Genomic DNA, 26,874 nt, shown 5'->3' with positions numbered 1-26,874 from the left:
ATGAGTAAAGCGAATCCTATTAAAATCTATTTTTTAGATAACTTTGACTCATTTACATATAACCTTGTTGATGAGCTTACGATGCTTGGCTGCGAACTGGTTGTTTACAGAAACAACATTAGCGCTGAGGTTATCTTTAACAAAATGCGCCAAGAGCAAGGCCAAGTACTATTAGTACTTTCGCCGGGTCCTGGAACACCAAGCGATGCAGGCTGTTTAATGGAGCTTATTGAGCTCTCTAAAGGTCACTTCCCAATGCTAGGCATTTGTTTAGGCCAACAAGCATTAACACAAAGTTACGGTGGAGTAATCGGTCATGCTGGTGAAACCGTACATGGTAAGTCTTCAATTATTAATTTAGGCGAGCATCCTGTATTTGATGGTATGGGCAATACAATGCCTGTAGCACGTTACCATTCATTAATGGCAACAAAGGTGCCTGATAATATTGAGGTTATTGCCCAGTACGAAGATATCCCTATGGCTATTTATCATCATGGTGACAACGCATTGGGTTACCAGTTTCATCCAGAATCAATACTAACGCCAAACGGCGCAATGCTACTCCAGCAAAGTGTCGTTTACTTAACACGCGCTAAATAAAAGAGGACATTATGAGTACACAACCAGAACAACCCATAAATGTTCAACACGCGATTGAGCAACTAATTACTGGGCAATCATTGAGCTACGCAGACGCCAAAGCGCTTTTTGATGAAATAATGCAAGGTAATATGAGTGAAATTGAACTAACCGCCCTACTTATAAGCCTTAAAATTAAAGGCGAAGTAAGCGACGAGATTGCAGGCGCTGCAGCTTCAATGCGCGAAAACGCCGTTGCTTTTATTACCAGCAGTACGCAACTTGCCGATAGCTGTGGCACTGGTGGCGATGGTTCAAACACAATTAATATAAGTACAACGGCTGCAATNTGCTGCCGGTATTAACATGGTAAAACATGGTAATCGCAGTGTATCGAGTAATTCAGGCTCAGCCGATTTACTCAAAGCCCTGGGCATTAATATAGATATGAGCCCAGAGCAAGCAGCAAAATGTCTTGAGCAAACCAATTTTACCTTTTTGTTTGCACCGCACTATCACAGTGGCGTACGTCATGCGATGGGCGTACGAACATCGCTTAAAACACGCACTATTTTTAATATTTTAGGTCCGCTTGCTAACCCTGCAGCACCTGAAGTGCAATTGTTAGGTGTGTATAACGAAGCGTTGTGTATGCCAATGGCACAAACACTTAAAACCCTTGGCACAAAGCGCGCTATGATTGTTCACGGCTCGGGCACTGACGAAATAGCCCTACACGGCCCAACAACGGTAGTTGAGCTAAATAATGGCGAGATTACGCAGTACACACTAAACCCAAGCGACTTCGACCTTGCAAACTATTCACTTGAACAACTCGCTGGTGAAGGCCCACAATACAACGCAAATGCTAGCCTCGCCATCTTGCAAGGCAAAGGCACAGATGCACATAATGCTGCTATTGTGGTTAACGTAGCTGCCCTTCTATACCTAACAGGTAAAGCAGAAACGTTAAAAGAAGGGGCAAAACAAGTACAAACATTATTAAGTTCAGGGCAAGCCATGAACACACTAAGTGCAATTATTGAGGTAAGTAATGGCTAATGTATTAGACAAAATTGTTGCTGATAAAAAATTAGAACTAATTGAGCGTAAAGCCGCACGCCCGCTTGAAAGCTTTAAACAGCATGCAGTGCCTACAAGCCGTGATTTTTACAAAGCACTCGCAGCACCTGGCACACAGTTTATTTTAGAATGTAAAAAAGCATCTCCTTCAAAAGGCTTAATTAGAGAGCCATTTGATTTAACCGAAATCACCTCGGTTTATAAAAAATACGCTACCTGTATGAGTGTGTTAACTGATGCTAAATATTTTCAAGGCAGTTTTGACTACCTCGAATTTGTGCGCAGCCAAGTAGAACAACCGCTTATCTGTAAAGACTTTTTTATAGATGAGTATCAAGTGTACATGGCACGTATTTATGGCGGTGACGCTATATTATTAATGCTTTCAGTACTAGATGACGAAAGCTATAAAGCTCTGCATGCCGTTGCCGATTCACTTAATATGTCGGTATTAACCGAAGTAAGTAATGAAGAAGAAGTACACCGCGCACTTGCACTTGATGCACAAATTATTGGTATTAATAACCGCGACTTACGCGATTTAAGCACCAATTTAGCCACTACCGAAAAACTACGAAAGCTTATTCCGGCTGATAAAGTGGTTATTTCGGAGTCGGGGATTTACACCCATCAAGACGTAAAACGTTTAGCTCCTCTATGCGATGGCTTTTTAATTGGCAGCTCACTTATGAGTGAGCGTGATTTAGAGCAAGCATGCCGCCGTGTTATTTTAGGTGACAATAAAGTATGTGGTTTAACACGTACTAAAGATGCACAAGCTGCGTATCAAAACGGTGCTATTTACGGCGGTTTGATTTTTCATCCTAAATCGCCACGCTATGTCGATTTAGATTGTGCAATAGAGCTTAGTAAAAGTGCACCACTTAATTTTGTTGGTGTGTTTGTCGATGCTCCAATTGAGCAAGTTGCTCAATACGCAAGTGTGCTAAAATTGGCGGCAGTTCAATTACATGGTCAAGAAAGTGACGATTACATTGCTGACTTGCGTACACAGTTACCAACTAATTGCGAAATTTGGAAAGCCCAAGCAATAAAAGATGCATTGCCAACGCCTGTAAATGGGGTTGATCGACACCTTTACGATACACACAGCGACACTCAAGCTGGCGGTACTGGTAAAGCATTTGATTGGTCGGTGCTTAGCGGCGCAACCACACCATTTATGCTAGCTGGTGGCTTAAATCCAGATAATATTAAAGATGCGCTTTTTAAAGGTGCCCTAGGCCTTGATTTAAACTCAGGCGTTGAAGAATCTGCGGGTAAAAAGTGCCCTAACAAATTACATAATGCTTTTACAAGCATCAGAAATTATTGAGGTTAAAATGCAAAATCCAGCTTATTTTGGCGAGTTTGGCGGTATGTTTGTACCTGAGTTACTTGTCCCTGCACTTAAGCAGTTAGAAAACGAATTTAACAAAGCACAAAAAGATCCTGAGTTTCAGGCAGAGCTAAGTAAATTATTAAACGAGTATGCGGGTCGTCCTACCCCACTTACTTTAACGCACAATTTAGTTAAAAACCCAAAAGTAAAACTGTACCTAAAGCGTGAAGACTTACTACACGGCGGCGCACATAAAACGAACCAAGTACTTGGTCAGGCGTTACTTACTAAGCGTATGGGTAAAAAACAAGTCATTGCTGAAACAGGTGCCGGTCAACACGGCGTTGCAACCGCGCTTGCATGTGCACTACTGGGTTTAAAATGTCGTATTTATATGGGAGCAAAAGACGTTGAGCGTCAGCAACCTAACGTATTTAGAATGAAGTTAATGGGCGCAGAGGTTATTCCGGTAACAGCGGGTTCTGGCACATTAAAAGATGCAGTAAATGAAGCGCTGCGTGACTGGTCAGCAAACTACCAAGACGCACATTACCTGCTAGGTACAGCTGCGGGTCCTCACCCATTCCCAACAATTGTTCGCGAGTATCAAAAAATTATTGGTGAAGAAGCAAAACAACAAGTACTTAAAGCAGAAGGTCGTTTACCTGACGCTGTTATTGCCTGTGTTGGTGGTGGTTCAAACGCGATTGGTATGTTTACCGACTTTATTGACGAGCCAGGCGTTAAATTAATTGGTGTTGAGCCTGCTGGTAAAGGTCTTGATACAAATGAGCACGGTGCAACAATTTGTAAAGGCACAAAAGGCATATTACACGGTACTTATACGTACATTATGCAAAATGATGATGGCCAAATTGAAGAGTCTTACTCTGTATCAGCGGGTCTTGATTACCCAGCTGTTGGTCCTCAGCATGCATTTTTACACGAAACTGGTCGCGCTCAATACGTGGGTATTACCGATACAGAAGCGCTTGATGCGTTTCAATCACTTGCTAAAAATGAAGGTATTATTCCGGCACTTGAATCAAGCCATGCGCTAGCTTATGCGCTTAAGTACGCAGAGGAGCTAACCGAGGAGAGTGTTATAGTGATTAATTTAAGTGGTCGTGGCGATAAAGATTTAGCACACGTTCACAATGTACTAACTGAAAGAGGTCAGCTATGAGCCAAGTAAAAACGGATCGTTACGGCAAAATGTTTGCAGCGCTTAACGAGCAAAAACAAGGTGCGTTTGTACCATTTGTAACGATTGGCGACCCAGGTAAAGAGCAAAGTATTGCGATTATTAAAAGTCTAATTGACGGCGGCGCTGATGCGCTTGAGCTTGGTATTCCGTTTTCTGACCCAATTGCAGATGGTCCAGTAATTCAAAAAGCTAATATTCGCGCCCTCGATGTTCACATTAACACACAAGATTGCTTTGATATTATTAAAGAAATACGTGAGTATAACGCCGATATTCCAATTGGCTTATTATTGTATTCAAACCTTGTGTTTAAACGTGGTATTGAAGCATTTTATAAAGATGCAAAAGCAGTAGGCGTAGACTCAATTTTAGTGGCTGATGTGCCTTTACATGAATCTAAAATGTTTAGAAAGTCAGCAATGGATAACGGTGTAGACCCAATTTTTATTGCAACACCAAATGCAGATGACGACACACTTCGCCAGTGTGCCTCTTACGGTCGTGGTTATACGTATTTACTATCGCGCGCAGGTGTTACCGGTACCGATACTAAAGCACAAATGCCTGCTGGTAATATTGTTACTAAATTAAAAGAATACCATGCAGCCCCTGCTCTTTTAGGGTTTGGTATTTCAACGCCAGATGATGTAAAAGCGGCTCTTAGTGCAGGAGCAGCCGGTGCTATTTCAGGTTCTGCCGTGGTTAAAATTATTGAAGCTAACCTTAATGATTTACCTGTAATGACCGCGCATCTAAAAGCTTTTGTAGCCGATATGAAAGCAGCTACATCGCTATAATCTAACTAGGGCGTGTTTATACGCATTAAAAAAAGGGCATTTAAAATGCCCTTTTTTGTTTTTTAAAATCAAACGCTGTATCAATAACCAAACGTTTTAAAAAAGAAAATTAGTGAGCTTGGTGTTTACCCTCTAAAATCTCTTCAATAAATTTAGCATTAAATGCTTCTAAATCAGCTGGGCTTCGGCTCGTTACTAAGCCTTTATCTACACATACTTCTTGGTCAACCCAATTGGCACCTGCATTAATTAAATCGCTTTTAATACTTGGAAAAGAGGTAATGGTACGGTCACGCAGTTTATTAATTTCAGCTAACAACCACGGAGCATGGCAAATTGCTGCAACGGGTTTATTTTTTTCTGCGCCAAAAAAGCCATCAATAAAGGCTTTAGCATCTTTATCTTGGCGTAAACTGTCTGGGTTAAATAAACCACCAGGTAGCATAAGCGCGTCGTAATCAGCGGGGTCTGCGTTTGTGACTAGTTTATCTACTGTTACTTTATCGCCCCACTTGTCTTCATCCCAGCCCGTAATTTGGCCTTCTTTAATTGATACTATTTCGATGTTTGCACCGGCATCAAGTAATGCGCTGCGTGGAGATAAAAGCTCACTTTGCTCAAACCCATCAGTGGCTAAAATTGCAATTTTTTTGCCTTGTAAACGCGTGCTTGTTTGTAATGTACTCATTGAGATCTCCTTATTTGATACCAACCTGCATAAATATTTGAGCAATTTAACGTCGTTCAATAGACCCCATATATCAGCAGACTGGTATTGTTTAAAAATATGTTCGAAACACACAGTTAAACAGCATAATGCATGCCGATAACAAGTAATTGAAAATAAAGGATTTAATGTAAGTGGGATTTATAATGCCATGTAAATCATTTAGAGATTATGAATAATCTACATAGGTGCGAATTTATTTCCAGCTCATATAATTTAAAGCCACCAAACGCGAGGTATAAAACCTCACCTACAACATATACCCGTAGGTGCGAATTTACTTCGCGCTCATGTAACTTATCTATCAATACGGGGTTTAAAACCTTAGATAAATTTAAAGCAGATCTTTTAACGCCTTAGCCGGTTTAAAAACCGCTTTATTAGCGCCTTCTATTTCAATTGCTGCGCCTGTTTGCGGGTTACGCCCAGCGCGCGCTGGGTAATAACTTAGTGCAAACGTACCAAAGCCATTAATTTGAACCTGATCGCCCTCAGAAAGCGATTTAGTAATTACTTTTTGCAAGCTTGAAAGCGCCGCTTGAGAATCTTTTTTTGTTAATTCACTTTTGTGTGCAATGGCAGCAACGAGTTCTGCTTTATTCATTTTAGGCTCCTAAATACACGCCAAATCAGTGTTGGTTAAGCGTGGGAATATGATGATATAAAAAATACCAAACCAAATTGGCAATAAAGCCACGCAGGCTAAGGGTTACAGGGCAACAAGTCAACCTTGTAGTTGCTAAGCTTTATGTGGTAAAAAGCCTTTGACTCTTTTTTGTATAATTTAGGTAGTATATGCACGCATTAATTGAATACATTCCACTCATACTGTTTTTTGCAGTTTTCAAGCTAGTCGATATTTACTGGGCTACCGGTTTATTAATGGCCACTACGCTCATTCAAGTTGTTTATAGCTACTTTAAACATGGAACTGTGCCTACTCGTCAGTGGATATTTTTTGGCATTGCTGCTGTGTTTGGTACGTTAACGCTGGTACTTCATGATGAGCAATACATAAAATGGAAAGCAACACTCATATACGCAGGTTTAAGCTTAACGTTACTTGTTAGCCGTTATGTACTTAAGAAAAATCTCGTTAAAAAAGCGCTTAGCTCAATCCTCGAAAATGCTAATGATACAAAGCAAGCTATTGTTGTTCCAGAGCCGTTATGGGATAAGCTTAATTTAATGTGGGTTGTAATTACTGCTGGCATCGCAGCACTAAACATTTATATTGCATATAATTTTTCGCTCGACTTTTGGGTTAACTTTAAAGTGTTTGGTTTAATGGGTATTACCTTTGTGAGTATTTTTGCCACTATTATTGCCTTGTACAAATACCTCCCTAGTGAAGAAGAACCAGCAAAGTAAGCCCCCTCGTCATAAAAATGTCGTCTTAGCTTGATAGCTTATTAAAAAAACAAGTTGAGACGACCTTGAACGCCAATCAATATCGCTGGTTTGAATTTACCCTCATTTTTGTGTTACTACCCTTGTTGGGTTTTGTATTACGCGAGTATTTAGCTAACTGGCTTATTCCTGCGCTTATTATTTTAATGAGCGTGTGTTGTATGTTGCTACTAGGCGATCCGCATTTTAAACGTTTTAGGCTTACAAGCCTTGGGCAATTTTCTGCTGTTAAAAAACGTGTGTTTAGCTTCTTTTTTTTAGGTGCACTGTTCTCAGGTATGTTTTACGGGATTATTCATCAGGGAAACTGGTTTACCCTTCCCCGCAACTCGTTTAATGATTGGCTTTTACTGTTGCTACTCTACCCAATACTGTCGGTTATTCCTCAAGAGTTAATATTCAGAACGTATTTTTTTCATCGTTATAAACGCATCATGCCCAAAAAAGCAGTGCGTATTGTAGTTAGTGCGAGTGTATTTGCGTTGGCGCATATTGTGTATGCAAATTGGATTGCAGTAGCCTTAGCATTTTTAGGTGGCTTACTGTTTGCTTATACCTATGCACAAAGCCGCTCAACCGTCGTGTGTGTTATTGAGCATAGTTTATGGGGGACATGGATGTTCACACTCGGTATTGGCAGCTACCTAGATTCAGGCACTATGAGTTAGTGCTGTTTTGTTATTAATTATGACAATAAAGAAAGCACAAAGCGCATAAGTATTTTGATGCTGTAAATTAATCACAATACTTATGCGATGGCTGTACGATAGTTATTAATGAGGAACTACTGAGGGACTCTTACAACCCCTTCCATTAATACCCGTGCACTTCGGCTCATACTCGCTTTGGTAACTAGCCAGTTGCCAGCATTATTTTTAGCCTCAGCACCTACTTTTAGCGTGCCCGACGGATGACCAAAGTTAACTTCACTCAATGCGCCGCCACCAGCGGCTATATTTACGAGTGTGCCTTCGATTGCTGCGGCCGTGCCAATAGCAACAGCAGCTGTGCCCATCATGGCATGGTGCAGTTTACCCATCGACATAGCGCGTACTAACAAGTTGATATTTGCAGCTTCAATAATTTTACCGCTAGATGCTGTGTAATCTAAAGGTGATGCAACAAACGCAACTTTAGGCGTATGTTGGCGAGCTTGCGCTTCACTAATGTTAGTGATTAAACCCATTTTAACAGCGCCATAAGCACGAATGGTTTCAAGCTTTTCAAGCGCTGCAACATCGTTATTTATATCGTCTTGCAGCTCTGTGCCGGTATAACCAATATCAGTGGCGTTAATAAATACAGTAGGAATACCTGCGTTTATCATTGTTGCTTTTAAAGTACCAACACCCGGTACTTTTAAGTCATCAACTACGTTACCGGTTGGAAATAACGCGCCATCGCCATCAGCGGGGTCTATAAATTCAAGTTTTACTTCAGCTGCTGCAAATGTAACGCCATCGAGCTCAAAGTCGCCGGTTTCTTGCACTTCGCCATTGGTCATAGGGACATGCACTAATATGCTTTTTTTAATATTAGCCTGCCACACACGCACGATAGCAACACCGTTATTAGGTAATCTGCTTTTATCGACCAAACCATTACTAATAGCAAAAGCACCCACTGCTGACGTTAAGTTGCCACAGTTACCGCTCCAATCCACAAACGGTTTATCTATCGCCACTTGACCAAACAAGTAATCCACATCGTGATCAGTTTGCTCACTTTTACTTAGGATTACAGTTTTACTAGTACTTGATGTAGCGCCGCCCATGCCATCCGTTTGCTTAGCATACGGATCAGGGCTGCCAATAACACGCAGTAATAAATTATCCCGCGTCTCGCCTGCTACTTGAGCAGGCTTTGGCAAGTCAGTTAAATTAAAAAACACACCTTTACTGGTGCCGCCACGCATATAGGTTGCAGGCACTTTAATTTGCGGTTTAAACATAATATTTGCCCTTATGCAAATTGCGTTGCTTCTAAAAAGTCTTGAGCAAAGCGTTGTAACACGCCACCAGCCGCGTAAATAGAAAGCTCTTCTTGGGTATCGATACGGCACTTCATAGGCACAGTGAGTACTTCACCGTCTTTACGGGTAATACTTAAATTAACGGTGGCACCTGGTTTTAAATCGCCCGTTACATCGTACGCTTCACTGCCATCCAGCTTGAACGTTTTACGCGTTGTGCCCGCTTTAAACTCAAGCGGTAAAACACCCATACCAATTAAGTTAGTACGATGAATACGCTCAAAACCTTCAGCTGCTATTACTTCAACGCCTGCAAGTCTTACGCCTTTTGCAGCCCAATCGCGCGACGAACCTTGCCCGTAATCGGCACCGGCTACGATAATAAGTGGTTGCTTACGCTCCATGTAAGTTTCGATTGCTTCCCACATACGTGTATTAGTGCCTTGTGGCTCTAATCGAGCGTAAGAACCTTGTTTGACCTCACCGTTTTCATCAAGCACCATTTCATTAAGTAGTTTTGGGTTTGCAAAGGTTGCACGCTGCGCTGTTAAATGATCGCCTCGATGCGTTGCGTACGAGTTGTAATCTTCTTCTGGCACATTCATTTTGGTCAGGTATTCGCCAGCAGCACTACTTGCCATAATTGCGTTTGATGGCGATAAATGATCGGTTGTAATGTTATCACCAAGTACTGCAAGCGCACGCATACCGGTCATTGTGCGCTCACCCGCAAGTGCACCTTCCCAATAAGGCGGGCGACGAATGTACGTACTTTCTGGGCGCCAGTCGTAAAGTGGATCGTTATCTTCACCGTAATCTACGGTTAAATTAAACATCGGCTCGTATACTTTTCTAAATTGCTCTGGCTTAACGCTTTGCTTAATTACTGCATCAATCTCTTCATCTGATGGCCATAAATCTTTAAGCGTAATATCGTTGCCTTGTTGATCTTGCCCTAGTATCCCTTTTTCAATATCAAAGCGAATAGTACCTGCAATAGCGTACGCAACAACTAAAGGAGGTGACGCTAAAAATGCTTGCTTAGCGTAAGGATGAATTCGTCCATCAAAGTTACGATTGCCCGAAAGTACGGCGGTAGTGTATAAATCGCGATCGATTACTTCTTTTTGAATCACAGGGTCAAGCGCACCGCTCATGCCGTTACAAGTTGTACACGCAAAACCAACAATGCCAAAGCCCAGTTGCTCGAGCTCTGTTAGTAGGTTTGCATCTTCAAGGTATGATTGCACTGCTTTTGAGCCCGGTGCTAATGAGGTTTTAACCCAAGGTTTACGCATTAAACCCTTAGCATTTGCGTTACGGGCAAGCAGTGCAGCGGCAATTACATTACGTGGGTTACTGGTATTAGTACAGCTAGTAATAGCAGCAATAATACATGCGCCGTCTGGCATTAAGCCTTCTTCATTTTCAACAACGCCCGAAATACCCTCTTTAGCTAAATCGCTTGTCGACACACGGCGGTGCGGATTAGATGGACCGGCAATATTGCGCCCTACGCTTGATAAATCAAACTTAAGTACACGCTCATATTTTGCGGTTTTTAAGCTATCGCTCCAAAGGCCTGCTGTTTTAGCGTAGTTTTCTACAAGGGCAATTTGTTCTTCTTCGCGACCTGTTAAACGCAAGTAATCTATGGTTTTATCATCAATATAAAACATGGCTGCGGTTGCGCCAAATTCAGGCGTCATGTTCGAAATGGTTGCTCTGTCGCCAAGAGTAAGCGCGTCGGCACCTTCACCGTAAAACTCTAAATAAGTAGAAACAACACGTTGCCCGCGCAAAAATTCAGTAATAGCTAGCACAATATCGGTTGCGGTAATACCCGGTTGGCGTTTGCCTGTAAGCTCAACACCTACAATATCGGGTAAGCGAATATAAGAAGCACGGCCAAGCATTACGCTTTCAGCTTCAAGCCCGCCTACGCCCACAGCAATAACGCCCAGCGCATCAACATGTGGCGTGTGGCTGTCGGTACCTACAAGTGTATCGGGGAATGCAATGCCATCTCGGTTTTGAATAACCGGCGACATTTTTTCAAGATTAATTTGATGCATAATGCCGTTACCCGGTGGAATAACGTCTATATTTTTAAACGCAGTTTTAGTCCAGTTGATAAAGTGAAAACGGTCATCATTTCGTCTGTCTTCAATCGCGCGGTTTTTTTCAAATGCGTCAGGATCAAAACCGGCATGCTCTACCGCTAGTGAATGGTCAACTATTAACTGTGTGGGTACCACAGGATTCACTTTTGCCGGGTCGCCGCCTTTTGCTGCAATTGCATCACGAAGCCCTGCCAAATCTACAAGCGCTGTTTGCCCTAAAATATCGTGGCACACCACGCGCGCCGGATACCACGGAAAATCCAAGTCTTGCTTTCGCTCAATTAGCTGATTAAGTGCATCGGTTAACATGGCAGGGTCGCATCGGCGTACTAAGTTTTCGGCAAATACACGTGATGAATAAGGTAGTGTTGCGTATGCACCTGGCTTAATTGCATCTACGGCTTCTTGCGTATCGTAGTAGTCGACATTTGAGCCCGGTAAAGGTTTACGGTATTGGGTATTATTAATTATGGTCATAATAAATTCGCTAATTGGTGACGGGGTTATCAAGAAAGCCTTATCTTTTTAGTATTTTTATATAAAGCTGAAAAAGGTGGCTATATAGCTCACCTTTATTTACTTACCAACTCTCATATGTGAGGTCATATTTAATCCGTTAAATTGCTCAAACACACTTAAGAGTTGATAACCTATTATCTTGATTCGATTGGTGTGTAACTGCGTGCATCAGGCCCTGTGTAATCGGCACTTGGGCGGATAATACGGTTGTTAGCGCGTTGCTCTTTTACATGTGCAGTCCAACCAGTAACGCGGCTCATTACAAATATTGGCGTAAATAACTTAGTGGGAATATCCATAAAGTGATAAGCAGATGCATGGAAAAAATCGGCGTTACAAAACAGTTTTTTCTCTCGCCACATAATCTCTTCACAACGAACTGACACAGGGTAAAGCACTGTATCGCCTACTTCATCAGCTAGTTTTTCAGACCATTTTTTAATAATTACATTACGTGGATCAGATTCGCGATAAATAGCATGACCAAAGCCCATTATTTTGTCTTTACGTTCAAGCATGCCCATTACTTCTTGCTCAGCATGCTCTGCACTTGTAAAACCTTGAATCATATCCATAGCCGCTTCGTTGGCGCCGCCATGTAATGGCCCACGTAACGTACCAATCGCACCTGTTACACAAGAGTGAATATCAGAAAGCGTTGATGCACACACTCGTCCCGTAAAGGTAGATGCGTTAAACTCGTGCTCTGCGTATAAAATTAGTGAAACGTTCATCACTTGTGCAAATAACTCGCTTGGTGCTTTGTCGTGTAACAGCGTTAAAAAATGCGCGCCAACAGAGTCGTCATCTGTTTGTGTTTCAATGCGTACGCCGTCGTGTGTAAAGCGGTACCAGTAACAAATAATACTTGGGAACACAGCAACCATACGGTCGATTGCATCATTGGCTTCGCTAAAATCATTTTCTATTTCAAGGTTACCCAACATTGAGCAGCCCGTGCGCATTACATCCATTGGATGCGCGTCTTTAGGAATATTTTCAAGCACGGTTTTAAGTGCATCCGGTAAGCTGCGTAAACTTTTAAGTTTAGCTTTATATTCTGCCAATTCGCTTGTGGTTGGTAATTCACCGCGTGAAAGTAAAAAAGACACTTCTTCAAACTGTGCTTTTTCGGCAAGTTCGCTAATATCGTAACCACAATACGTTAAACCAGAACCGCTTTGTCCAACAGTACACAATGCTGTTTGACCAGCCACTTGTCCGCGTAAACCCGCGCCGCCTAATGCTTTATCTACCATGATCTTCTCCTATCTTAAATTTGTGTGTGATATCTATTTTAATAATTATTATTTGTCAGATTTTGATGAAAAAAGGGTGTCGAGTGTGTTCTCGTACGTGTGGTAATCTAAAAAGTCGTAAAGCTCATAACGCGTTTGCATATTTTCGATTTGGCTTTGTTGCGAGCCTTCATTTAAAATTGCTGAATACACGTTTAATGCTGCTTTGTTCATGGCTCTAAATGCACTGAGTGGGTAAAGCACCATTTCAACACCTACATCGCTTAACTGCTCTTTAGTGTAAATAGGTGTTTGGCCAAACTCAGTAATGTTTGCCAAAATTGGAACGTTAATCGCTTTTGCAAATGCTTGGTAATCAGCAAGGTCGTGTACGGCTTCTGCAAAAATAGCGTCAGCACCGGCTTCAACACAGGCAGCTGCACGGTCTATCGCGGCGTTTAAACCTTCTTTTTGAAATGCATCGGTACGCGCCATAATATAAAAATCGCTATCGGTTTTTGCATCAACCGCCGCTTTAATGCGATCAACCATTTCACCTTGGCTTACAATTTCTTTATTAGGGCGATGACCACAGCGCTTTTGCGCTACTTGGTCTTCTATATGAAAACCCGCTGCCCCCGCTTTAGTCATTTCTTTTACTGTGCGTGCAATGTTAAACGCCCCACCCCAACCGGTATCGGCATCAACAAGTAGTGGTAAATCGCTAGCACCGGTAATACGGCGAATATCTTCAAGCACGTTATCAAGGCTCGTCATACCCAAATCAGGCATACCAAACGAGGCGTTTGCAACACCGGCACCTGAGAGGTAAATAGCTTGGTGACCCATTTTTTCAGCCATCATCGCTGTGTAGGCGTTAATAGTACCTACTACTTGTAACGGGCGGTTATTGGTAATAGCGTGTTTAAATTTTAATCCTGCTGACATTACTTTCTCCTCACTTTGAACGGTTGCTACGTGGAGTAACTTATAGTTTTAATCTGTAATTATGACTGTTTAACTGCTCTACTTAACTTTTAGCCGTTAATAAATCAAATTTGGTTTGAATATTTGCTTGCGATGCACTTATATGGCGCTTCATGAGCATTTCGGCCAGTTCGCCATCGTGGTTTTCAATCGCGTTAATAATAGCTAAATGCTCATCAAACGCTTTTGATACACGCGGCCCCACCATGCCCATTTGTACACGGTACATGCGTATTAATTGGTAGAGCTCATTACACAGTAAATGAATTAAATGCGCGTTTTTACTGCCTTGAATAATACGGTAATGAAAATCTAAATCGCCGGCTTCTTGATAATAAGATTCGCCCTCTTTAACACGTTGTGTTTGTAGGTGCTGATTAAGTAATTGCTTTAAGCCTTTTACTTCTTCGGGTTCCATATTGTCGGCAGCAAGTCTACATGCCAAGCCTTCAAGCGAACTACGAACTTGATAAACTTCAATCAAACGCTCAGCAGTAAGGGCAACTACTCGGCAACCTACGTTAGCTTTGCGCTCAACAAGGTAGCAACTTTCTAGGCGATTTAACGCCTCTCTAAGCGTTGCACGGCTTACACCATAACGTTTGGCAAGCTCAGGCTCTGATATTTTACTGCCTTGAACTATACTGCCTTCAACAATCTCACGGCGCATATCTACAAATACTTGATCTGATGCGGTAGTTATAGGCGTTTCGTTTAAAAATGTGTGTGTCATAAGTTATTTTTTAGATTGTCGACAATTAATGTGGTTACTATGGGCTTATTAAAAAATCATGTCAACCCTTAAACACATCACAATGGCTAAAAAACACGCTTATTGTCGACACTATTAACCTAAAGTCGCATAAAAATGGGTTTAAAATGGACTAAAATAGTGAGGTGTCGACAGCGTAATAAATCAGATGTTACGCTTTTTAGCGCTGAAAACACCTCGCATAAATGCTATTATCGCGCTTTATTTTTATAGTATGAGCTAACGCGTGAACGCCAACACTTTTATTCCTGAGCACTTTATTGATGACGTAAAAACCTATTTACCAGCGCATCTAAACTTAGATGACTTTTTAAATGCGTGTCGTAGGCCCCTCAGAAAATCTATCCGCGTTAATACATTAAAAATTAGCATTGAAGAATTTGTAGAACGTGCAACTGAAAAAAATTGGCTGCTAACCCCAATCCCATGGTGCAGTGAAGGCTTTTGGTTAGAGCGCCCAAGCGATGAAGAACAAAACCTGGCCCTAGGTAATACCGACTTGCATTTAAGCGGGGCTATGTACGTGCAAGAAGCAAGTTCAATGCTGCCCCCTATCGCATTAAAGCAAAGTATTAAACTCGCTAACTCGCAAAATAACACCGTGCTTGATATGGCATCAGCACCGGGTTCTAAAACATCACAACTTGCAGCATTTATGGATAACCAAGGCGTGCTTGTTGCAAATGAGCTATCGTCATCTCGCCTAAAGGTACTTAGCGCAACACTCAAACGTATGGGAGTTGGTAACTGTGCGCTCTCGCATTTTGATGGCGTTATATTTGGCAACTACATGTTTGAATGCTTTGATAGCATATTGCTAGACGCGCCATGCTCTGGCGAAGGTACTGTGCGTAAAGATGCCGACGCACTAAAAAATTGGTCAATAGAATCAAACATACAAATAGCCCAAGTACAAAAAGACTTAATTAAAAGCGCTTTTTATGCATTAAAACCAGGTGGCACATTAGTGTATTCAACCTGCACACTTACCCCGCTCGAAAACCAACAAGTGTGCGATTATTTACTCAGTGAGTTTGGCGACTACATAGCGCCTGAGTCACTAAGTGATTTATTTGAAGGTGCAAGTAAAGCAATAACAAGTGAAGGCTATTTGCATGTTTGGCCGCAAACATTCGATAGCGAAGGCTTTTTTATTGCAAAATTTAAAAAACACACAAGTTGCAACAATCCAAATCAAACAGTTAAAAAAGGCGCATTTCCGTTTAACGAGTTTGATAAAAAACAAAGTACCGCGTTTATGCAATCGCTTAAAAAGCACTTTGGGTTAACTAACCTACCTGGCAGCCTAATGCAACGCGACAAAGAGCTGTGGTTATTTCCTGAGGGGTTTGAAGCCATACAAAATAAAATTAAGTACGCACGTTTAGGTATTCAAATTGGCATTATTCATAAAAATGGCGTAAGACTAACGCACGAATTTGCTACTGTGTTTGGCAACGAGTGCAAAACGAATATTTACGCGTTAAATAACGAGCAAGCCAATGATTATTTTCAAGGTAAAGATATACGCTTAACTGAGGCAACTCAAACAATAGGTGAAGTAGTTTTAACGCTGTGTGGTTGCCCTATCGGGCTGGGTAAATGGCAAAAAAATAAGATCAAAAACTCACTACCACGCGATCTAGTGCAAAATACGCAGTTAATAAGCTGGGGTTAAACTAAAGTACAAATTACGCATAATTAATCTAATCCTTTGTTATCAAATGTAACTAGGTGGCAAAATTAGTTATGCTTTATTGAGTAGCTTTACTATAGTTTTAAGTACTTTCTTCTTCTCCCTAATGAACCAGAAAGTTTTTAGTTAACGCTAGACTCAATTTAGAGTCACTTTATAGCCCAGAGGTTTTTATAAGTCTCTGGGCAATTTTTTGCGCAGTATAATAACAATTTAGCTTTACCAAAAAACAAGTATTCATAAAGAAGTTATGAGACGCTGCGCTTTTAGAGAAGTGATAAATCAGTTAATTGAATAGATCACTTGGTCTCTGCTCATTTACTCCTCATTCACTTCTCTTTGTGCAATTGGTTTTTCAGATTTAACTTTAACGTGAACCCGCTTCACGATTATAAGTAAGCACAATTCTCTTGTAGAGATACAAGACGCACAGGCAAGCTCACTGACTTCGATGTGATAAATGATAGCTAATCATTTATCAATGAGAGATACAAGACGCACTGCTTACTGGCGTTTAAAAGCAACGCTTTTACATTTGAATGCATTAGTAAACAAGTGATTTAATCACCACAGAGAGCACCGAGAAAAAAAGGAGTAGTTATTTTAGAGCTAGTAACTGCTAGCAAATTTAACTTAGCTTTTCTCTGTGTAGCGCAAAGCGCCTCTGTGCTCTCAGTGGTGGGATCCATTTTTAAGTAATAAGAAACTGCGCTTTTACGTTTATGAGTAACTTATTACTTATGCTCTAAATCAAACTCAGTTAAATGGCCATCGCCGTGTATTAACTGGTAGCGGGCTAAATTTCCTTGCTCTAGTGTTATTAAACTAATAGCTGAGTCACTTACTAAGTATTTTTGCCCTTCACCTTTAGTTTGGTGTTTATCTACTTCCATATGCCAGCGTTTAGTAAAAAAGTTTAAGGGACTTTTTGGGCCGTATAAAATTGAGTCGAGCTTATCGAGTATGTTTATTAATTTACGCGGGAACTCGTTTTTAATACCACTGGCGGTAAGTTGCCAAATTCGATTAGGACGGTCGCCAAAACGCTTTTGTACCGAAAAGCAAAATGAGTAATGTACGTCTCCCGATAAAATAAGCGTTTCGTTAGGTGTGTCGGTTCGTCTAAATGTATCAAGTAGCTTTTTGGCTGAGCCTTCGTGCGCCATCCAGTTTTCTACGTCAACCATAAGAGGTTGCCCGCAAATATTAAACNTTGAATGGCTTCTATCGATTTAACACCAAATACAGGGGCTGGCGATAAAATAATAACCTGGTCGTGGCTTAATAGGCTTTCCTCAAGCTCTGTGAGGCGTTCCCAATCAAGTAGCCCTGAAGGCTCATTAAAGTTTTGCTCATTTCGCCAGCGGTGCGTGCGCGTATCTAGCACCACTACTTTGGGTATTGTAGTAAGTTCGTAATGCCAAAAGCTAAAATCGTTTAGTGGTTTATCAAATACTTTAAACTGCCATAAATTATTAGCAGTACGGCTTTGCTTAAAAGGTGTTAGCAACTCGCCTGTTTTATTTAGTGCATCGTTCCCCATTCCTTGGAATAGCCAATAACTAATTAAACCGTTATTAATGATTCGTTTACTACTTGGGTTTTCATTTATAGCTTGCTCCCACCCAGCGGTGAGGTTCCAATCATCGGTTACATCGTGATCGTCAAACATCATTAATGTAGATACATTGGCAAACAACCGCTCTACTTCACTCAAGCCTTTTGCATAATCAATCAATGCTATTTTTTCAGCGTTAAAAATAGTTTTGTTTTGCTCGCTTTGACCTAAATACGTTGTGTTTTGTATATCGACGCATTGCCAAGCAGCAGCACTAAAATTTAATAAATAAAGTGCTATATATTCTTCAAAGTGGATAAGGTGGTTATACGCTTTTACACTTGAAAAGTGAGGTTCGTCTTTTTTTAGCCAGTAACCAACACCTAACTTTGAGCGTTTTTGCCACGGCGTTTTTGGTAAGAACAAATGGCGATTATAAAGTTGCTCATTTATATCGTCGGGTAGCTCAATGGCAAGTGGTTGCTCTTTATAAATACCTAAGGCTTTAATTAACTGATGAACTGCTAATAACATGGGACCAGCTACGTCGTCGGCATAAACCTGATCACCACTGAGTAATAGCAATTGCGCGCCTTGATTATTATTATCACGCTGAGTATTTTGCCAATGGCTTGCAGACACTAAGNCTGTCTTTTGCTGGATGATGTGCATTACGGCACGAGCCATGCAAAATATCACTGAGTTTATTGGGAATTACAAATGCAGGCGTTGTTTGATTGCTATAGCACCACGGCGATAAATCGATTGCTGTATCGTCAATTATGAGTTCATAGCTTAATAAGCTATCTACAGGAAGTTTATTATCTACTGGCTTTATAATCACGAAATGCAGGTACAAATGTTCCCCTAAAGAAACAGTGTGTTGATCGCTATAACATTCGTAATTTATAAGTGTTATTTGGCAGTTTGCAGGCTTGGAGGTAGCAAACTGAATGCAGACTCCAGTTTGCTCTGCACGGCGCACCATTGGCCCCATTAGGAAAATAGGAAGGTTTGCCGTGTGAGTAATCATGTATTTAGCCTTTAGCTGCTAATTTAAATAAAGAATAAAAGTTCTCGGTAGTCGCTTTAGCAAGTTCATTAAAGCTAATGCCTTTAAGTTCGCTAATGTAATAAGCAACATCTTCTACGTACGCTGGCTGATTTGTTTGCCCACGATGCGGTACCGGCGCTAAATAAGGCGAGTCGGTTTCTATTAATAATCTATCTAGCGGTATTTGTTTTACTACTTCTTTTAATTCAATAGCATTTTTAAAGGTAACAATACCCGATATAGAAATATAAAAGCCCATGTCTATGGCTTTTTTTGCCATATCCCAGTCTTCAGTAAAGCAATGTAGTACACCACCGCAGTTTTCGGCTTTGTGCTCACGCATTAAGTTAATCGTGTCGGCGCGGGCATCACGAGTATGAATAATTAACGGCTTTTGTAATTCGTTAGCCACTTCAATATGCCCAACAAAGCTTGCTTGCTGCACTGCATGAGTATCTTTTGAATAGTAGTAATCAAGACCCGTTTCGCCAATGGCAACAACTTTTTCGTGTGAGGCTAAGTCGGTTAGTTGCTGTTTATTAAGGGCGTCTTTTTGATCAAGTGGATGTACACCGCATGAGGCTGATACATCGTCGTAATGCTTAATTTTATCAAGCATGCTTGGAAACTGATCAAGCGTTACACTTACACATAAAAAATGCTCTATTTGCTTTGCACGCGCTTTATCAAGAACTTGGTCAAGGTTTAAGTCTAATTTATCAAAATCAAGACGGTCTAAATGGCAATGAGAATCTACAATCACTATAAGGCCTGTATTATGTTCAGGGTTTAAATTTGTCCTTTTAATTTATTATGTTAGCAATTAAAAGAACCCAATATAGGGCGCGTTAATCTCAATGAAAAACCGACCCTATAACTACATGGTATATGTTTGATCGCCTGAGTTTAACATAGTCCCAAGGAGCTTTTCGATTTTAGCGTTTAGGTTTGTTTTATCGTCTAAAAAGCTAATACCAATACCTGGAGGGTTAGAGCTTTGTGCTCCTTGTGGCGTGATCCACGACACTTTACCTGTTACTACATCATCTTCTAAGGCATCGGGCAAGGTAACTCTAAGCGCTAATGAATGCCCTGCTTCGTAACGCATATTAGTACGTACAAATAAGCCACCTTTTTTTAAGTAAGGCATATAGCAACGGTATAACTCGTCTAAATCGTCTATGTCTACTAGTAATTCTTGCATGATTAATCCTTTTAAGAATTTCGCAATGTGTTTGCTAATCGTGATACAGCAAGCGGTAAATTAAGGCCAAGTACTTGTGTGTTATTTTGTAAAAACTCGCCTAATGCATTTTGCGCACTTTGATAAGCGTCAAAACTCATACCTTGCAGTAATTGCTGCTTTAGTTGCACGCTTAAAAACAAAGTAAATATACGAACAAGCTCAGGCTGTTTATTTATTATATCGACTAACGCTTTGAAATTATGGCTTTGTTTAAACTCAGTTGCAAACTTATAAAGTGTATCAATATTTTTTAGTTGGTCTTGCTGTTGCCAATGCTTTACTTGCAGCGGTTGGTTATAAAAAAGTGCTAACCAACTAAAGTTAGGAATATCTAATGTTTCTAACCATTGCTGGGCAAGTGCTGTATTTGTTATTTTTACGTCACTTTTAGCACATCGACTTAAAATAGTTGCAGGGAGCTGTTCTGGTTGGCTTGTAGTTAATATTAAAAAGCGGCTATTAGTTGGCTCTTCAAGTGTTTTTAATAATGCGTTAGCTGCTGCTGTGGTCATTTTTTCGCAATTTTCGATTATTGCTACTTTATTGCCATTTTGCGCTGCAGAGTGATTCATAAAATCACTAATGCCACGTATATCGTCTACACCAATACTTTGCCCATCAACTTGCGTTAAGCGCTTGTCGGGATGAGTACCAGCAAGAGTAAGTAAGCAGCTTTTACATTGTCCGCAAGGTGTTAGCATACTGTTTTGCGCAGCTACCTGCTTAGCTATATTTTGGCATAACAAAGCATTGCCAAGCTCATCACTTAACTCAAATTTACCTACGCCAACAAGCCCACAAAATAATTGCGCATGATGAAAACGCTCTGCACGATAACTTTGCGCTAAACGTGCTTGAGTATCATGTAGCCACGGCAATGGCATATTATTTTAGGCCTTCAAAAAATGAATGCAGTACATTGGTTATATCGCGATGTACTTTATCAATACTTTGGTTTGCATCAACCGTTTTAATGGTGTTGTCGTCGTTAGCAAGTTCAACATAACGCATACGTGTACGCTGAAAAAACTCAATGGCTTCTTGTTCAATTCGGTCTAGCTCGCCACGTCCTTTTGCACGTTCAAGGCCTATCACTGGGTCAATATCAAGGTAAATAGTTAAATCAGGCTTTAAGCCCTTTAATACCATTGAAGAAAGCGAAGCTAATGTATTTGAGCTAATACCACGCCCGCCACCTTGATACGCCTGAGACGATAAATCATGACGATCGGCAAGTACCCATTGGCCTTTATCAAGCGCTGGGGTAATAACATTGTGCATTAGCTGCGAGCGAGCTGCGTACATAATAAGCAACTCGGTTTCAAAGGCAATTTCTTCTTCGTGCTCTGCTTTTACAAGCGTACGAAGCGATTCAGCCAGTGGCGTGCCGCCAGGTTCGCGGACATTAATGAAGTCTATTTTTTGTTTGTTTAAAAAGTCTTGGCATAACGAAATAGCGGTTGATTTACCTGCGCCTTCTAGCCCTTCTATTACTATAAATTTTGATTTCATAAAAACTTAATTCTTTTTATTTAATATATACGTTTTAACTGCCGCGTTATGCTGCTTTAACGTGGTTGAAAATTGGTGGCTACCATCGCCTTTTGATACAAAGTAAACGTATTCACTTTGCGGCGGATTAACTGCAGCTAAAATAGCGGCTTTAGATGGCATAGCAATCGGTGTTGGCGGTAAGCCATTAATACGATACGTATTGTAAGGCGTATAATCGCGTAAATCTTTGTATTTAATATCGCCATCAAAATCGGCGCCTAATCCGTATATTACGGTTGGATCGGTCTGTAGGCGCATATTGGTGTTTAATCGATTAACAAATGCTGATGCGATTAACGGACGCTCGCTGGCAAGGCCTGTTTCTTTTTCAATGATTGAAGCCATTATAAGTGCTTCGTATGCTGTTTTGTAGGGCAAATTAACAGCTCGCTGCTGCCAAGCGTAGTCTAACGTTTGCTGCATTTTTTGCGCTGCACGTTTTAATAAACTGCTCGCAGTATCGTTATTATGGTAATGGTAAGTGTCGGGGAATAACCAGCCCTCTAGGTGCGTATTATTACCCAGTATTTGTGTACTTAGTTCATCAGTTTTTAAATCGTTTTGTAACTTATCGTCTTTATTAATAGCACTTAGTACTTCACGTAAGTTTTGCCCTTCAATTATTGTAAAACTAAAATTGATTTGCTGGCCTTGGTTAATTTTTTTTACGTTATTAATAACGCTATCGGCCGTTAGCTCGTAAAGCCCCGCTTTTAAGTCGGTAAGTGTGGGATCTAATTTTGCAATGACTTGATAACGCCAGCAGCCTTCCACCCAGTTATTAGCTTGCCACTGCTGACATAACTTATTAAAGCCAGTGCCATGCTTAACTTCAAATTGTGTGTTTTGCGCTACCTTTAACGGGCTATTTATTGTTGCTTGTAATTGCTGGTAACCAATAGCAGTGGTTATAACAGCTAAAAAAAGTACCGATAAAATAACTTTTAACACTCAGCCTCCTTGGCTAATAATTTAGTTAATAATGCGTGGCTGTCATCTGTATTAAATACCTGTTGCTCAATACTTTTAACAGGTACTGCTCCCATTAAGCTATTACACACAAATACGGCGTCTGCTTGGGTTAAATCTTCTACTTTCACGCGTTTAAATTCAACAGGCAATTTATCACATAACGATTGTAGATAAACGCCCTTTATTCCGCACTCATCAAGCAATGGCGTAAACACACACTTATTTTTAATCGCAAAAATATTAGCTGCTGAAGCTTCAATTACATTGTTATTGTAATCAAGCACTAACACATCATCGCAGTTTTGCGTTTGCATCGCTTTTTTAATTAGCACTTGTTCAAGTCGATTTAATGTTTTAAGGCCCGCTAAATAAGGCTGTGCCGCTAATTTAATCGGGCTTATTTCGAGAGTTACACCCTTTTTAGTAAGCGCTTCGTAATTACTAGGGTAGTCCAACACGCTCAATAAAATAGTAACATTACACTCACTTGGCAGCCCATAACCACGCCCGCCTTCGCCTCGCGTTACAAGTATTTTAAGCACGTTTAGTGGTGCAGCGTTTATATGCAAAGCAATTCGATTTTCAAGGCTATTAAAGTCTAACTCAGGAAAACCCAAGCGCTGTGCGCATTCAATCAAACGCGCTTTATGATGAGCCCAATACTGTACTTGCCCATCAACAACCTTAGCGGTTGTAAAAAAGCCATCACCGTAATTTAAGCCCCTGTCACGCGTGCTTAAAGTGCTGTTTTGATCTACTGCTATTATTGTTTGCATTTTGTTTGGCATATAAAAAAAGCCCAGTTAAACAACTGAGCTCTTATAATTTGATTCGTTGTTAAAAAAGATTATACCTTTTTAAATAGCAACGAGCCATTAGTACCACCAAAACCGAACGAGTTACACAGTGCAAAGTCTAACTTTGCATCACGTGCAGTGTGAGCAATATAATCTAAGTCACACCCTTCGTCTGGGTTATCAAGGTTGATAGTTGGCGACACTTTTTGATCTGTCAGTGATAAAATCGAAATAATCGATTCAACTGAACCTGCAGCACCTAACAAGTGACCCATCATCGATTTAGACGAGCCTACCATTACATCTTTAGCTGCATTACCAAAAATAGACTTAACAGCGGCAGTTTCTGCTTTATCGCCTGCATTTGTAGATGTTCCGTGTGCGTTAATGTAACCAATTTGCTCAGCGTTTACTTGCGCATCGTTTAGTGCGTTTTGCATTGCAAGTGCAGCGCCCGCACCATCTTCTGGTGGTGATGTCATGTGGTACGCATCGCCGCTCATACCAAAGCCTACTAGCTCAGCATAAATTTTAGCGCCACGTGCTTTAGCATGTTCGTACTCTTCAACTACAACAACACCAGCGCCGTCAGAAAGCACAAAGCCATCGCGGTCTTTATCCCAAGGGCGAGAAGCCGCTTGTGGATCGTCATTGCGGGTTGAAAGTGCACGCGCAGCATTAAAGCCACCCATACCAATTGGGGTACACGCTTTTTCTGCACCGCCAGCAACCATTGCATCTGCATCACCGTAGGCAATCATGCGCGCGGCATGGCCAATATTATGCAAGCCAGTAGTACAGGCAGTTACAATTGAAATATTTGGACCACGAAGTCCATGCATCATTGATAAATGACCTGAGATCATATTAATAATGGTAGACGGCACATAAAATGGCGATAACTTGCGCGGACCACTATTTAATAGCTTAATGTGGTTTTCTTCAATTAACGTAAGCCCACCAATACCTGAACCTACAGCTACACCAATGCGTGCTGCGTTTTGCTCAGTGATTTCAAGGCCTGAATCTTTAAAGGCTTGAACACCCGCTGCAATGCCGTACTGAATAAACAAGTCCATTTTTTTAGTATCTTTCGCTGACATGTATGCAGTTGCATCAAAATCATTTATTAAACCAGCGAATTTAGTACCAAATTTTGATGTATCAAAGTGCGTTATTGTTTGAATGCCACTTTTACCATCTAATAAGCCTTGCCAGGTTGATTGAACATCATTACCTAGCGGCGTCAACATTCCTAAGCCAGTTACGACGACTCGACGTTTAGCCACGGTTTGCCTCCAATAAGGGATATTTTACAAGGGGATGATCATACCCAAGCTACCTCAAAGTGCTAGTCCCAAAATAGATTAAAAACGCATAACACAATCAAAATTAATTTTTAGCTTAAATTGAGCATAGAGATTTAAGTTTTGAATCACGAACTTTGAGGTGGTTTGGATATAAAAAATTAAAGGCAGCGGATGCTGCCTTTAACGTGCGATTAATTACTCAGCGTGTGCTGTAACGTAATCGATAGCAGTTTGTACTGTAGTGATCTTCTCAGCTTCTTCATCTGGGATCTCAGTATCAAACTCTTCTTCAAGAGCCATTACTAGTTCAACAGTATCAAGAGAATCTGCACCTAGGTCATCTACGAAAGAAGATTCATTTTTAACTTCTTCTTCTTTAACACCTAGTTGTTCAATGATAATTTTCTTTACGCGTTCTTGGATATCGCTCATTCTTCTTTCCTTTATTAAAAACGCCAATGCGTTATTTTCAGATTGCGGCGTAGTTTACGCCGCATAATTCTCTGATTCAATGATTTGACCATAAATAATTGTCTGGTCAAACCTCTGAGTGTGTGTTTTGTCTTTTATCGCTTATTTTCGCAGCGATTTCAAGTATGTTTAAAGCAAGTTCACAAATAATTCAATGTTTTTGAGGTAACTTACTTAACTTTATCAAGTAGCAATCTAGGTACAATGGCGATTAAACCATGTACATCGCGCCATTTACATGCAAAGTTTCGCCTGATACATACGCAGCCGCGTCAGATGCTAAATAACATACTGCAGCAGCAATTTCGTCTGGTTGACCTAAACGCCCTGCTGGAACATTTGCAAGTGTTGCTGCTTTTTGCTCATCAGTTAAATTATCAGTCATGTCTGTTTGAATAAAACCAGGTGCGATTACGTTAACTGTAATACCACGTGATGCAACTTCGCGCGCAAGTGACTTAGAAAAACCAATTACACCCGCTTTAGCCGCTGCATAATTAGCTTGCCCTGCATTACCCATAGTACCCACTACTGAGCCAATGTTAATAATACGGCCTTTCTTTTTCTTCATCATTGGACGAAGTACCGCTTTAGATAAACGGAAAACTGAGCTTAAATTAGTGTCGATAATATCGTCCCACTCAGTTTCTTTCATACGCATTAATAAGTTATCGCGTGTAATACCTGCGTTATTTACAAGTACGTCAATATCGCCTAAATCAGCTTTTATTGCAGCAAGTGTTGCTTCAATAGATGCAGGATCGGTTACGTTTAATGCATAACCTTTACCATTGTCACCTAGGTATTCACTGATTTTAGCAGCGCCTGACTCACTTGTCGCAGTACCTGCAACTTTTGCACCTTGTGCAACTAATGTTGTTGCAATTGCTTTACCAATACCACGGCTGGCGCCAGTAATTAGGACAATTTTGCCCTCTAATGAAAATAAATTAGACATTTTATATACTCTTATTTAGCTGCATCAATTGAAGCGGCGTCGTTTACTGAGCCACAGATCATTGCTTTATCAATTCGTTTAGCAAGTCCTGTTAATACTTTACCAGGACCAAATTCGTAGCTTTGTGTTACATCTTGCGCAACCAGGGCTTGTACTGTTTCTGTCCAGCGAACTGGGCTGTAAAGCTGGCGCACTAATGCATCTTTAATTGCATCAGCTGACGTTTCAGCTTTTACATCAACATTATTAATTACATCACATTTAGGTGTATTAAATGTTAAAGCGGCTAAATCTGCTGCAAGCTTTTCAGCTGCTGGCTTCATTAACTCACAATGTGAAGGTACGCTAACCGAAAGTGGTAATGCACGTTTAGCACCGGCATCTTTACATGCTTGCGATGCTCTATCTACTGCCGCTTTATGCCCTGCAATAACAACTTGACCAGGAGAGTTGTAGTTAACTGGCGATACAACCTCACCTTGCGCTGAGGCAGCACAAG

The 26,874-nt window shown here is 40.8% G+C and carries 24 protein-coding genes and 2 pseudogenes; 8 read left to right on the top strand and 18 right to left on the bottom strand.

All coding sequences use genetic code 11. The features are described 5' to 3' along the window. The 5 genes and pseudogenes from L655_RS0103760 to trpA all read left to right on the top strand — a co-directional run bounded on the left by L655_RS0103760 (nt 1) and on the right by trpA (nt 5,011). Nucleotides 1-603 carry an aminodeoxychorismate/anthranilate synthase component II gene (locus tag L655_RS0103760; protein ID WP_024604149.1) on the top strand — a complete coding sequence of 201 codons (603 nt, stop codon included), beginning with the start codon at nt 1-3 and terminating at the stop codon, nt 601-603. Between the two features lie 11 nt (nt 604-614). Continuing rightward, a pseudogene (gene trpD, locus L655_RS01000000124995) lies at nt 615-1,644 on the top strand (anthranilate phosphoribosyltransferase). Further along, on the top strand, nt 1,637-3,001 hold the full coding sequence (gene trpCF, locus L655_RS0103750) for a bifunctional indole-3-glycerol-phosphate synthase TrpC/phosphoribosylanthranilate isomerase TrpF (RefSeq protein ID WP_024604148.1): 1,365 nt from the start codon (nt 1,637-1,639) through the stop codon (nt 2,999-3,001). Before trpD ends, trpCF begins: the two are co-directional and overlap by 8 nt. Before the next feature lie 7 nt (nt 3,002-3,008). Further along, entirely contained in the window at nt 3,009-4,193 is a 1,185-nt protein-coding gene (gene trpB, locus L655_RS0103745; protein WP_024604147.1) for a tryptophan synthase subunit beta, read from the top strand. Then, nucleotides 4,190-5,011, top strand: coding sequence for a tryptophan synthase subunit alpha (trpA, locus tag L655_RS0103740; RefSeq protein WP_024604146.1), 822 nt, complete (start codon nt 4,190-4,192; stop codon nt 5,009-5,011). The genes trpB and trpA overlap by 4 nt, the downstream gene beginning before the upstream one ends. Nucleotides 5,012-5,120: 109 nt before the next feature. Here the strand turns inward: trpA and L655_RS0103735 are convergent, their stop codons facing one another. Next, nucleotides 5,121-5,699, bottom strand: a complete 579-nt coding sequence (locus L655_RS0103735; RefSeq protein WP_007582489.1) for a type 1 glutamine amidotransferase domain-containing protein — start codon at nt 5,697-5,699, stop codon at nt 5,121-5,123. A gap of 373 nt (nt 5,700-6,072) precedes the next feature. Further along, a complete protein-coding gene (locus tag L655_RS0103730; protein ID WP_007582488.1) occupies nt 6,073-6,342 on the bottom strand; it encodes an HU family DNA-binding protein in 270 nt (89 codons plus the stop codon). Nucleotides 6,343-6,533: 191 nt separating this feature from the next. Here L655_RS0103730 and L655_RS0103725 point away from each other — a divergent pair, with 191 nt between their 5' ends. Both L655_RS0103725 and L655_RS0103720 read left to right on the top strand, forming a co-directional pair. Beyond that, nucleotides 6,534-7,109 carry an inner membrane-spanning protein YciB gene (locus tag L655_RS0103725; RefSeq protein WP_024604145.1) on the top strand — a complete coding sequence of 192 codons (576 nt, stop codon included), beginning with the start codon at nt 6,534-6,536 and terminating at the stop codon, nt 7,107-7,109. A 65-nt stretch (nt 7,110-7,174) separates the two neighbouring features. Then, entirely contained in the window at nt 7,175-7,816 is a 642-nt protein-coding gene (locus tag L655_RS0103720; RefSeq protein ID WP_024604144.1) for a CPBP family intramembrane glutamic endopeptidase, read from the top strand. A gap of 116 nt (nt 7,817-7,932) precedes the next feature. Here L655_RS0103720 and prpF read toward each other — a convergent pair whose 3' ends face one another. From prpF to L655_RS0103695, 5 genes are all read right to left on the bottom strand, one after another. Beyond that, nucleotides 7,933-9,099 carry a 2-methylaconitate cis-trans isomerase PrpF gene (gene prpF, locus L655_RS0103715; protein WP_024604143.1) on the bottom strand — a complete coding sequence of 389 codons (1,167 nt, stop codon included), beginning with the start codon at nt 9,097-9,099 and terminating at the stop codon, nt 7,933-7,935. Nucleotides 9,100-9,110: 11 nt separating this feature from the next. Beyond that, on the bottom strand, nt 9,111-11,720 hold the full coding sequence (gene acnD, locus L655_RS0103710) for a Fe/S-dependent 2-methylisocitrate dehydratase AcnD (protein ID WP_024604142.1): 2,610 nt from the start codon (nt 11,718-11,720) through the stop codon (nt 9,111-9,113). A gap of 176 nt (nt 11,721-11,896) precedes the next feature. After that, nucleotides 11,897-13,021: a 2-methylcitrate synthase gene (prpC, locus tag L655_RS0103705; protein ID WP_024604141.1), complete on the bottom strand. Its 1,125-nt coding sequence runs from the start codon at nt 13,019-13,021 to the stop codon at nt 11,897-11,899. A gap of 48 nt (nt 13,022-13,069) precedes the next feature. After that, a complete protein-coding gene (gene prpB / locus L655_RS0103700; RefSeq protein WP_024604140.1) occupies nt 13,070-13,948 on the bottom strand; it encodes a methylisocitrate lyase in 879 nt (292 codons plus the stop codon). A gap of 82 nt (nt 13,949-14,030) precedes the next feature. Then, nucleotides 14,031-14,720: a GntR family transcriptional regulator gene (locus L655_RS0103695; protein WP_024604139.1), complete on the bottom strand. Its 690-nt coding sequence runs from the start codon at nt 14,718-14,720 to the stop codon at nt 14,031-14,033. Between the two features lie 265 nt (nt 14,721-14,985). Between L655_RS0103695 and rsmF the strand changes: the two genes are divergently transcribed. Next, nucleotides 14,986-16,437 (top strand): 16S rRNA (cytosine(1407)-C(5))-methyltransferase RsmF, encoded by a 1,452-nt coding sequence (rsmF, locus tag L655_RS0103690; RefSeq protein WP_024604138.1) that lies wholly within the window; start codon nt 14,986-14,988, stop codon nt 16,435-16,437. Between the two features lie 752 nt (nt 16,438-17,189). On the opposite strand, the pseudogene L655_RS01000000124990 reads toward rsmF, so the two are convergent. From L655_RS01000000124990 to L655_RS0103635, 11 genes and pseudogenes are all read right to left on the bottom strand, one after another. Next, nucleotides 17,190-19,046 (bottom strand): annotated as a pseudogene (locus L655_RS01000000124990) (alkaline phosphatase D family protein). 4 nt (nt 19,047-19,050) lie between these two features. Next, on the bottom strand, nt 19,051-19,830 hold the full coding sequence (locus L655_RS0103680) for a YchF/TatD family DNA exonuclease (protein ID WP_024604137.1): 780 nt from the start codon (nt 19,828-19,830) through the stop codon (nt 19,051-19,053). 114 nt (nt 19,831-19,944) lie between these two features. Further along, nucleotides 19,945-20,271 (bottom strand): PilZ domain-containing protein, encoded by a 327-nt coding sequence (locus tag L655_RS0103675; RefSeq protein WP_002962367.1) that lies wholly within the window; start codon nt 20,269-20,271, stop codon nt 19,945-19,947. An 11-nt stretch (nt 20,272-20,282) separates the two neighbouring features. Beyond that, nucleotides 20,283-21,197, bottom strand: a complete 915-nt coding sequence (locus L655_RS0103670) for a DNA polymerase III subunit delta' (protein WP_024604136.1) — start codon at nt 21,195-21,197, stop codon at nt 20,283-20,285. Nucleotide 21,198: 1 nt separating this feature from the next. Beyond that, nucleotides 21,199-21,825: a dTMP kinase gene (gene tmk / locus L655_RS0103665; protein ID WP_007585737.1), complete on the bottom strand. Its 627-nt coding sequence runs from the start codon at nt 21,823-21,825 to the stop codon at nt 21,199-21,201. 6 nt (nt 21,826-21,831) lie between these two features. Further along, on the bottom strand, nt 21,832-22,818 hold the full coding sequence (gene mltG / locus L655_RS0103660; protein ID WP_024604135.1) for an endolytic transglycosylase MltG: 987 nt from the start codon (nt 22,816-22,818) through the stop codon (nt 21,832-21,834). Then, nucleotides 22,812-23,627, bottom strand: coding sequence for an aminodeoxychorismate lyase (gene pabC / locus L655_RS0103655; protein ID WP_024604134.1), 816 nt, complete (start codon nt 23,625-23,627; stop codon nt 22,812-22,814). Before pabC ends, mltG begins: the two co-directional genes overlap by 7 nt. Nucleotides 23,628-23,686: 59 nt before the next feature. Beyond that, on the bottom strand, nt 23,687-24,925 hold the full coding sequence (gene fabF / locus L655_RS0103650) for a beta-ketoacyl-ACP synthase II (RefSeq protein ID WP_007585731.1): 1,239 nt from the start codon (nt 24,923-24,925) through the stop codon (nt 23,687-23,689). A gap of 216 nt (nt 24,926-25,141) precedes the next feature. Then, a complete protein-coding gene (acpP, locus tag L655_RS0103645) occupies nt 25,142-25,378 on the bottom strand; it encodes an acyl carrier protein (protein ID WP_002962377.1) in 237 nt (78 codons plus the stop codon). Between the two features lie 250 nt (nt 25,379-25,628). Next, complete coding sequence (fabG, locus tag L655_RS0103640; RefSeq protein ID WP_007585730.1) at nt 25,629-26,375, bottom strand: 3-oxoacyl-ACP reductase FabG; 747 nt, start codon at nt 26,373-26,375, stop codon at nt 25,629-25,631. Between the two features lie 11 nt (nt 26,376-26,386). Continuing rightward, nucleotides 26,387-26,874 (bottom strand): ACP S-malonyltransferase (locus L655_RS0103635; protein ID WP_024604133.1); only part of this gene is annotated, 488 nt, incomplete at its 5' end.

Origin of the sequence: Pseudoalteromonas sp. TAE79 (genome assembly GCF_000498015.1) — a bacterium.
In the GTDB taxonomy this organism is placed as follows: Bacteria; Pseudomonadota; Gammaproteobacteria; order Enterobacterales; family Alteromonadaceae; genus Pseudoalteromonas.
Note: the sequence above shows the minus strand (reverse complement) of the source record. Positions and strands in the feature narration are given on the sequence as shown.

Excerpts from the sequence above, each read along its gene's own strand:
- trpCF (WP_024604148.1), top strand. The coding sequence starts at position 1,637 with ATGGCTAATGTATTAGACAAAATTGTTGCTGATAAAAAATTAGAACTA.
- tmk (WP_007585737.1), bottom strand. The coding sequence starts at position 21,825 with ATGAAATCAAAATTTATAGTAATAGAAGGGCTAGAAGGCGCAGGTAAA.
- prpC (WP_024604141.1), bottom strand. The coding sequence starts at position 13,021 with ATGGTAGATAAAGCATTAGGCGGCGCGGGTTTACGCGGACAAGTGGCT.
- pabC (WP_024604134.1), bottom strand. The coding sequence starts at position 23,627 with ATGCCAAACAAAATGCAAACAATAATAGCAGTAGATCAAAACAGCACT.
- trpA (WP_024604146.1), top strand. The coding sequence starts at position 4,190 with ATGAGCCAAGTAAAAACGGATCGTTACGGCAAAATGTTTGCAGCGCTT.
- L655_RS0103760 (WP_024604149.1), top strand. The coding sequence starts at position 1 with ATGAGTAAAGCGAATCCTATTAAAATCTATTTTTTAGATAACTTTGAC.
- L655_RS0103725 (WP_024604145.1), top strand. The coding sequence starts at position 6,534 with ATGCACGCATTAATTGAATACATTCCACTCATACTGTTTTTTGCAGTT.
- L655_RS0103735 (WP_007582489.1), bottom strand. The coding sequence starts at position 5,699 with ATGAGTACATTACAAACAAGCACGCGTTTACAAGGCAAAAAAATTGCA.
- L655_RS0103730 (WP_007582488.1), bottom strand. The coding sequence starts at position 6,342 with ATGAATAAAGCAGAACTCGTTGCTGCCATTGCACACAAAAGTGAATTA.
- L655_RS0103670 (WP_024604136.1), bottom strand. The coding sequence starts at position 21,197 with ATGCCATTGCCGTGGCTACATGATACTCAAGCACGTTTAGCGCAAAGT.
- acnD (WP_024604142.1), bottom strand. The coding sequence starts at position 11,720 with ATGACCATAATTAATAATACCCAATACCGTAAACCTTTACCGGGCTCA.
- prpB (WP_024604140.1), bottom strand. The coding sequence starts at position 13,948 with ATGTCAGCAGGATTAAAATTTAAACACGCTATTACCAATAACCGCCCG.
- acpP (WP_002962377.1), bottom strand. The coding sequence starts at position 25,378 with ATGAGCGATATCCAAGAACGCGTAAAGAAAATTATCATTGAACAACTA.
- L655_RS0103695 (WP_024604139.1), bottom strand. The coding sequence starts at position 14,720 with ATGACACACACATTTTTAAACGAAACGCCTATAACTACCGCATCAGAT.
- fabG (WP_007585730.1), bottom strand. The coding sequence starts at position 26,375 with ATGTCTAATTTATTTTCATTAGAGGGCAAAATTGTCCTAATTACTGGC.
- prpF (WP_024604143.1), bottom strand. The coding sequence starts at position 9,099 with ATGTTTAAACCGCAAATTAAAGTGCCTGCAACCTATATGCGTGGCGGC.
- trpB (WP_024604147.1), top strand. The coding sequence starts at position 3,009 with ATGCAAAATCCAGCTTATTTTGGCGAGTTTGGCGGTATGTTTGTACCT.
- L655_RS0103675 (WP_002962367.1), bottom strand. The coding sequence starts at position 20,271 with ATGCAAGAATTACTAGTAGACATAGACGATTTAGACGAGTTATACCGT.